Source organism: Shewanella sp., from assembly GCF_051658185.1.
Lineage (GTDB): Bacteria > Pseudomonadota > Gammaproteobacteria > Enterobacterales > Shewanellaceae > Shewanella.
On the sequence record NZ_JBOFMC010000306.1, the window covers coordinates 1 to 7753 of the forward strand.

Annotated in this window: 7 protein-coding genes and 2 pseudogenes; 8 read left to right on the forward strand and 1 reads right to left on the reverse strand. The window is 50.1% G+C overall.

The window, feature by feature from the left end:
• The 8 genes and pseudogenes from ACRCZA_RS11640 to ACRCZA_RS11675 form a co-directional block, all read left to right on the forward strand.
• Positions 1 to 197, forward strand: a pseudogene (locus ACRCZA_RS11640) (PTS glucose transporter subunit IIA); the annotation flags it as partial.
• Between the two features lie 315 nt (positions 198 to 512).
• Positions 513 to 857 (forward strand): ArsC family reductase, encoded by a 345-nt coding sequence (locus tag ACRCZA_RS11645; protein WP_438674603.1) that lies wholly within the window; start codon positions 513 to 515, stop codon positions 855 to 857.
• A complete protein-coding gene (gene dapE, locus ACRCZA_RS11650; protein WP_438674598.1) occupies positions 854 to 1996 on the forward strand; it encodes a succinyl-diaminopimelate desuccinylase in 1143 nt (380 codons plus the stop codon). Before ACRCZA_RS11645 ends, dapE begins: the two co-directional genes overlap by 4 nt.
• A complete protein-coding gene (locus ACRCZA_RS11655) occupies positions 1987 to 2715 on the forward strand; it encodes a M15 family metallopeptidase (RefSeq protein WP_438674604.1) in 729 nt (242 codons plus the stop codon). The genes dapE and ACRCZA_RS11655 overlap by 10 nt, the downstream gene beginning before the upstream one ends.
• Before the next feature lie 147 nt (positions 2716 to 2862).
• Positions 2863 to 3480: a carbonate dehydratase gene (gene can / locus ACRCZA_RS11660; protein WP_438674599.1), complete on the forward strand. Its 618-nt coding sequence runs from the start codon at positions 2863 to 2865 to the stop codon at positions 3478 to 3480.
• 72 nt (positions 3481 to 3552) lie between these two features.
• Positions 3553 to 4305 (forward strand): 3-deoxy-manno-octulosonate cytidylyltransferase, encoded by a 753-nt coding sequence (gene kdsB, locus ACRCZA_RS11665; RefSeq protein ID WP_438674600.1) that lies wholly within the window; start codon positions 3553 to 3555, stop codon positions 4303 to 4305.
• Between the two features lie 201 nt (positions 4306 to 4506).
• Positions 4507 to 4624 (forward strand): annotated as a pseudogene (locus ACRCZA_RS11670) (DUF2897 family protein); the annotation flags it as partial.
• A gap of 513 nt (positions 4625 to 5137) precedes the next feature.
• Complete coding sequence (locus tag ACRCZA_RS11675) at positions 5138 to 6151, forward strand: D-alanine--D-alanine ligase (protein ID WP_438674601.1); 1014 nt, start codon at positions 5138 to 5140, stop codon at positions 6149 to 6151.
• Between the two features lie 161 nt (positions 6152 to 6312).
• Here the strand turns inward: ACRCZA_RS11675 and ACRCZA_RS11680 are convergent, their stop codons facing one another.
• Positions 6313 to 7527 (reverse strand): RsmB/NOP family class I SAM-dependent RNA methyltransferase, encoded by a 1215-nt coding sequence (locus tag ACRCZA_RS11680; protein WP_438674602.1) that lies wholly within the window; start codon positions 7525 to 7527, stop codon positions 6313 to 6315.
• Positions 7528 to 7753 lie beyond the last annotated feature (226 nt).

Genomic DNA, 7753 nt, shown 5'->3' on the forward strand with positions numbered 1-7753 from the left:
AACGCCTTGCTGAAGAAGGACAAACGGTCAAGGCCGGCGATCCTATCTTGTGGTTTGATTTACCTTTTTTACGGGATCAGGTCGACAGCCTACTCACGCCGGTGGTGCTGGCCAATATGGAAGATATTAAATACCTCGAGAAAGCCGAAGGCAGTGTTACGGCCGGTAAAGACGTGATTTTTACTGTGCAACTCTAAACCGGTCCGTTGAGTGACGTTCCCTTAGCTATTGGCTATACCATCCACCACAGTGCATACGCTATAGCGCCTTCGCCACTGAGCATGCGCCAAAGGCCAAAGATGATAGGCATTGATGATGGACTGACCTAAGGCTGAAGCCTGTACTTCAGCCTTTATTTTGCCGCAAAATCCAGCAAGCGACGGCGCTTACCCCTTGTGACATCTGGCTCACAATGCCACAATGCCTGTAAAATCAATGCACCTATAAAATGATCGTGCCTCAAACATCAACGTGCTTGTCTGCCAAGCGCCCATCAACAGGGGAGCCTTATGTTGACTCTTTTTGGTATTAAAAATTGCGATACTGTACGTAAAGCACGCAAATGGCTTGAACATCATCAAATTGCTGCCACTTTCCACGATATTAGAGAGGATGGCCTGCACCAGGAAGATCTTGAAGCATGGTGTGACACCCTAGGTTGGCAAACCCTATTCAATCAGCGCAGTACAAGTTTTAGAACCCTAAGCGACGCCGATAAAACCGCAATCGATCGCAGCAAAGCGATCTCTCTGATGCTGGCTCATCCAACGCTTATCAAACGTCCGGTCCTCGTCAATGGCGAGCAGATCATCGTAGGCTTTAACGAAGCCGATTATCACAAGGTATTCTCCCTATGATCGACGCCGATACTTATCCGGTCACCGCATTAACCCAAGCCTTAATCGCCCGCCCCTCGGTCACGCCCCTCGATGAGGGTTGCCAAACCTTAATGGCACAACGGCTTAGCGCCGTAGGTTTTACTATCGAGCCCATGGTATTTGAAGATACCACCAATATGTGGGCCCGCCGGGGCAATCAAGGCCCCGTATTTTGCTTTGCCGGCCATACCGATGTCGTGCCCCCTGGGGACATCAGTCGCTGGCACACGCCGCCTTTTGAGCCGACCATTATCGATGGGTATTTATATGGCCGCGGCGCGGCAGATATGAAGGGCTCCCTTGCCGCCATGGTGGTGGCCACCGAACGCTTTGTGGCAAAACATCCTGATCATCAAGGCTCTATTGCCTTTTTAATCACTAGCGATGAAGAAGGTCCTTTTATCAATGGCACCACTCGTGTCATTGATACCCTCGAAGCGCGCAATGAGAAAATCACCTGGGCCTTAGTCGGCGAACCGTCATCGACCATCAAACTCGGGGACGTGGTTAAAAATGGCCGCCGCGGTAGCCTCACGGGCAACTTAACCATTAAGGGCACTCAGGGCCATGTCGCCTACCCCCACCTTGCCGATAATCCCATCCACAAAGCGGCGCCTTTTTTGGCGCAGCTTTCCCAGATGCACTGGGACAATGGCAATGAATTCTTCCCACCGACCAGTTTGCAAATCGCCAATATTCAGGCGGGCACTGGCGCCTCGAATGTGATCCCAGGCGTCCTTGAAGTGATGTTTAACTTCCGCTATTCCACCGAAGTAACCGCAGAGATTTTGATTGAGCGCGTCGAAGCCTTACTCCAATCCCATGAACTAGATTATGATATAAACTGGGTATTCAATGGGTTGCCATTTTTAACCGGTGAAGGTCCCCTCCTCGATGCCACCCGCGTTGCCATTGCCCAAGTAACAGGCTATGAGACTTCGCCACAAACGACTGGCGGCACCTCCGATGGACGTTTTATCGCGCCAACCGGTGCCAAAGTGCTTGAGCTTGGGCCAGTCAACGCCACGATTCATAAGGTCAATGAATGCGTCAAAGTCGATGATCTGGAGCAGTTAGCCCTGTGCTATGAAATTATCTTGGAACAGCTATTGTGTTAACCCCCGCCATCGCCCCTGTCAATGAGCAACTCTACGGCTTAAGCGAGCTTAAGCTCGTGACTTACTTAAGCCCGCATCATCCACAGGCCAGCCCATTTTTGCTCGAGCCTCACACGGCCAAGGCGATTGACGCCATGGCCGCAAAGGCTGCCGAAGACGATATACAATTGGCCATTTGCTCGGCCTATCGCTCCTTTGAACGCCAATTGGCGATCTGGAATGCCAAGGCAAGTGGGCAGCGGCCAGTATTAGATGCCAATCAACAACCTGTGGCAATCGACGGCTTAGCCGATGATGCGCTCATTGATTTGATCCTGCTGTGGTCTGCCCTCCCTGGCGCTTCGCGCCACCATTGGGGTACAGATGTGGATGTCTTTGATGCCAAACGCATTGCGCCTAATGCCTTGCGGCTCGTGGACGCCGAATACCAAGCGCCGGGGCCCTGCGCCAAGCTACACGCCTGGCTTAGCGTCCATAGTGAGGACTTTGGTTTTTACTTCCCTTTTCAAGCGCATCTCAGTGGCGTGCGCCCGGAACCTTGGCACATTAGCTATTTTCCGGTCTCACGCACTCTGTTGCCTCAGTTTGATCGGCATCAGCTGGCAACACTTATCGCCAATAGCAATATGTTGCTTAAAGAGGCGGTCCTAGCAAGGTTAGATAGCCTAGTGGACGAATTCGTCCTGCGGGTTGCCGCTCCAAATAGGGCAACAGTGTAGCGTGGCTGGGCAGATAACCTGCCCAAGTGGTACATTGGATAGACCAGCAACAGGCAATTTGCTGGTATACTCCCACAGCTCGTGGGAAAGCGGCATAACAATGAGCATTGACGCCAATTAATGATGCACAATGAACAATAGGTTAAGATGAAACTACTCAAAGCGCTATTCGATAATAACCGCCGCTGGGCCGGTCGTATCAGCCAAGAAAATCCCGATTTTTTTGAGCAACTCGCAAAACAGCAAAATCCCGAATACCTGTGGATCGGCTGCTCAGATAGCCGCGTACCTTCTAATCAAATTATCGATTTAATGCCTGGCGAAGTCTTCGTCCACCGAAATATTGCCAACATGGTGATCCATACCGATCTGAACTGTTTATCGGTATTGCAATACGCGGTCGATGTCCTCAAGGTCAAACATATTATGGTGGTTGGCCATTATGGCTGCGGTGGTGTCCGCGCGGCTATGCGCCAGCAACGCCTAGGACTTATCGATAACTGGCTGGGCCATTTGCGCGATATTCACCGGCTCTACCAAGATGAATTACAAGCCCTCGATGAGCCAGCACGCTTTGATCGCCTCTGCGAGCTTAACGTTATTGAACAGGTCGCTAACGTCGCCAGCTCCACCATACTGCAAGAGGCGTGGGACCGTGGCCAAGAGATCGCTGTGCATGGCTGGATCTATGGCATCGATAATGGGTTATTAACTGATCTGGATGTCACCATCGATCGCAACCGCGATCTGCGCGCCACACCCTAGCGCACCTTGCGCCACCGAGCTGCATGTCAGCCACGCATAAAAACCAATACCATTGAAAAATAGGATACTTTGATGAATGTGACTCTGTTAATCCCGGCTCGATACGGTTCTAGTCGCTTTCCGGGCAAACCTTTAGCCCTGATTAATGGCAAACCGATGATCCAACATGTGTACGAGCGGGCATCGCTTGCCAAAGGTCTCACGCAAATTTATGTCGCCACCGATGACGAGCGCATTAAAAGCCTCGTTGAAGGCTTTGGCGGCAAAGTGGTGATGACGGGGAAAGATGCCGCCTCGGGCACCGATCGTATCAATGAAGCCATTGCCCATTTAGGGCTGAAAGATGAAGATCTGGTGATTAATGTTCAAGGCGATCAACCGGCTATCGATCCTGACTCGATTGAACAATTAATTACCTTATTCAAAACGCACCCCGGCGAATTTAGCATGGCCACCCTCGGCTTTCAGATTGTCAACAAAGCCTCTCTTGATGATCCTATGCAGGTTAAAGTGGTCTTCGATAATGATTTTTATGCCCTTTATTTCTCCCGTGCCCGTATTCCCTATGGCCGTGATACCCAAGATTATCCGGTTTACAAACATTTAGGGATTTATGCTTATACCAGTCAATTCATCAAAACCTTTGCGCAGCTGCCATTAGGACGCCTAGAAGATCTCGAAAAGCTGGAGCAATTACGCGCATTGGAACACGGTTACCGCATCAAAATTGCCCTGAGTCAGGTCGATTCTGTCGAGGTAGATACCCCCGAAGACATTGCGCGCTGTGAGCAATACCTCGCCACCTTAAGCGCTGCTCAAGCTTAATTACTCGGCCTTAACGGGTGGTTCAATCACGCTTGTCAGATTGAGCCATCCGCTGTGACGGCCGCTGATGACAGCGGATGATAACCGCTGGCAACCAAATTCAAGAGCCAAGTTCATTCAAAAGCCAAGTTCAAGAGCCAAATTTAAGAGTGAAGTTCAAAAACCAAGTCTAAGCGCAATAACACCAGTGAGGAGCGATGCATGTCAAACTTAGAAGCCTGGATCATTGTGATTTTGGTCCTTGGCGTCATCGTCAGTAATCTTGCCGCCTTAAGGTACAGCGCTAAGTTCAAGTTGCCGCAGTTTGGGCAGCAAGATCAGCGCAAAGTACTCATGCAAGATAAAGTACTCAAGCAAGATGAGGAAACACCAGCGGCGTCTCCTCAGCCATCCGCGCCACCCGCCACGCCAACTGACGCCGCAGCGGCTCCCTCGTGCCCCAAAGGTTCAGCAACCATTATGAAGTCAGAGACGGCGGCGCAACCCAACCTGAGCCAGAGCCAGAGCCAAACTCACACCAGTACCGAGACAAGTACTCAGTCAAGTACTCAGTCAAGTACTCAGTCAAGTACGGATACAAGCACAAACCCATCCCCTAAGTGAGCACGTTAAGCCCGCGTTGGGTCGTGTAAAACCGCCGTTAACCCTAAGGAAAATCAGCAAAATCGGTGCATCAGCTCCTTAGTGCGTTAAAATTCACCGTTTAATCTCGCGCTAAAGCGGCAAAACTTGCACTCAGAGGCCGAAGAAAACTAAGATGGCTGCGGTTTTTTAAAAGGATGTAAAGCAGACACACACTCTGGCATCCATTTTGCGCAATTGAGGAATCAGCATGTCTAAAATCAACATACTTTTGCTGTGCGGCGGTGGAAGTGCAGAACACGATATTTCCCTAATGTCGGCGAATTTTTTTGAAACCTCATTAGCAAAATCCGATCAATTTGCCGTGTTACGGGTAGAGCTCGATAAATTTGGCCAGTATCGCACTGTGGCAGGCGATGACTGTGAATTGACCAATAGTCGGGAGATCCGCTTTCGGGATGAAACCAAAGCCTCTTGGCCAGTGGATTATGTGATCCCCTGCATTCATGGCTATCCTGGTGAAACCGGTGACATTCAGTCTTATTTTAACCTGATCCAGCTGCCCTATTTTGGCTGTGAGTCCGAAGCGAGTAGCAACTGCTTTAACAAGATCACCGCTAAGATGTGGTTTTCAGCGTTAGGTATTCCTAATACGCCGTATATTTTCTTAAACCAATATGACGCAGAGGCCATTGCCCAAACTCAGGCCGCCTTAGCCGACTGGGGCTCGATTTTTATCAAAGCGGCCTCTCAGGGATCATCGGTAGGCTGCTATCGTGTCGATGACAGCAGTCAAGTCGCCGCCGTCCTTAAGGATGCCTTTGGCTATGCACCTTATGTGATTGTTGAAAAAACCATTAAAGCCCGCGAATTAGAAGTCGCGGTATACGAATATCAAGGGGAAATCGTGGCCACCCTCCCGGGGGAAATTATCTGCGATAGCAATACGTTTTATACCTTCGATGAAAAGTATGCCAAGAGCAGTAAGGCCCGTACCGATGTGGTTGCGCAGCACATTTCCCCAGAGGTCAGCGATCAGATCCGCGCCTACGCCATTAAAGCCTTTAAGGGCATGAAACTGCGTCACCTGTCACGTATCGACTTTTTCTTAACCGCTGAGAATGAAATTCTACTCAACGAAATCAATACGTTCCCAGGTTCAACCCCCATTTCGATGTTCCCTAAGATGCTGCAAAACCATGGCCATGATTTTACCCAATATCTGAGCCTAGTGATTAATAGCCAGCTTAATACCAAGCCTTAGGCCACTGAAAAGAAATAAAAAAAGCACCAAACGGTGCTTTTTTTATTAACAACATCGCCGCAAGGCGACATGCGACACGGCGGTGACATTTTCCGCGACACAGCCATTAAGGCCATACATAGAGGATAACCATCCACGGTAACCCGCTAAGCCTAATGTTGTTATTCTTTAATACGCTCGAGTTTTGCTAAATAAAAACCATCAAAGCCAGTGTCTGCTGGGCTAATCGTTTCATCTTCGAGTAAACGAAAGTTATCGTTTTGCGCGAGAAAGGCGTCGATTTGTTCGCGGTTTTCACCGGGGAAAATAGAGCAAGTGGCATAGACTACGATCCCACCGACCTTCACCATACGGCTATAACTTGCCAAAATCTGTTTTTGTAAGTCCATCAGTACCGGCAAACGATCCGGCGTGTCGCGCCATTTGGCATCAGGGTTACGTTTTAATACCCCAAGCCCTGAACAAGGAACGTCAAGCAATACGCGATCGGCGCTCAGTTTTAGACGTTTAATGGTTTTACTGCTGGCAATTAAACGGGTCTCAACATTGTAAGCGCCGCTGCGTCTAGCCCGCTCTTTGAGCTTATCTAATTTCCACTGCTCAACATCCATCGCCAATAAGCGCCCTTTACCTTGCATTTGCGCGGCAATGTGCAAAGTTTTGCCACCCGCGCCGGCACAGGCATCAATCACTCTCATGCCCGGTTTTGCATCCAATGCGGCGGCGACGCGCTGCGAGCCGGCATCCTGCTGCTCAAATAAGCCCTCTTTAAAACTTTGAGTGCGAAACAGCGCCGAATCTGAGGTCACCTCAAGCGCGCTTTCGACTCCGGGCACCAACGTGGTCGTGACATATTCTGCCGCCAACTTTGCCGCCAGTTCCTCCCGGGACACTTTTAAACCATTGGCCCGCACAAAACGTTTAGGCGCCACACAGAGCGCCGCGCGCTCCTTAGGCCATTGTTCACCTAACTGCTCTCGCCCCATCACATCGAGCCATTCTGGGCAGCCATCCCACAACACCGGCTGCGCCTTGGCTTGCTCGATACGCGCGGCTAGGCGCTGCGGATCGACCGGTAAAGCATATTGCATTCTGGGCAAATCAAGCTGATGGAATAAGTGCCACACATTCAGCAATTTAGAGCCAAAACGCTCCATTTCATCTGGGCTGATTTCCGCTAAAAAACAATATAAATTTAAGCGACGCAGTATGTCCCCTGTCACGAGGGCAATGCGAGCCTGCTCAGCCGGGACAAGCTGTAACCCAGAAAAGTGCTGAGAATAAGCACGATCTAAGGGTTTTCCTTGGTCCAATACCATAGTTAAGATACTGATCACTAATTCGTTCGAGCTGGCAGAAAGCGGAGAATGCAACATTAAAAGATCACCGTGAATGATAAAACCGGGGGATCATAGGAGGTCAGGCGGCAATACGCAAGCACGCAGACTCACAGTTAAGCGATTGCCCCTAAAAATGCGTGCACAAGGCGCACTTATCCGCGCTTGACCCATGTTAATCACAAAACGTAAGTGACACTATCGCGAGTCCATGCTCAAAGGCCTCCATTTCCCAATCAAGGTGCTGATTCAACCCTCGGCGTTC

Excerpts from the sequence above, each read along its gene's own strand:
- dapE (WP_438674598.1), top strand. The coding sequence starts at position 854 with ATGATCGACGCCGATACTTATCCGGTCACCGCATTAACCCAAGCCTTA.
- can (WP_438674599.1), top strand. The coding sequence starts at position 2,863 with ATGAAACTACTCAAAGCGCTATTCGATAATAACCGCCGCTGGGCCGGT.
- kdsB (WP_438674600.1), top strand. The coding sequence starts at position 3,553 with ATGAATGTGACTCTGTTAATCCCGGCTCGATACGGTTCTAGTCGCTTT.
- ACRCZA_RS11675 (WP_438674601.1), top strand. The coding sequence starts at position 5,138 with ATGTCTAAAATCAACATACTTTTGCTGTGCGGCGGTGGAAGTGCAGAA.
- ACRCZA_RS11680 (WP_438674602.1), bottom strand. The coding sequence starts at position 7,527 with ATGTTGCATTCTCCGCTTTCTGCCAGCTCGAACGAATTAGTGATCAGT.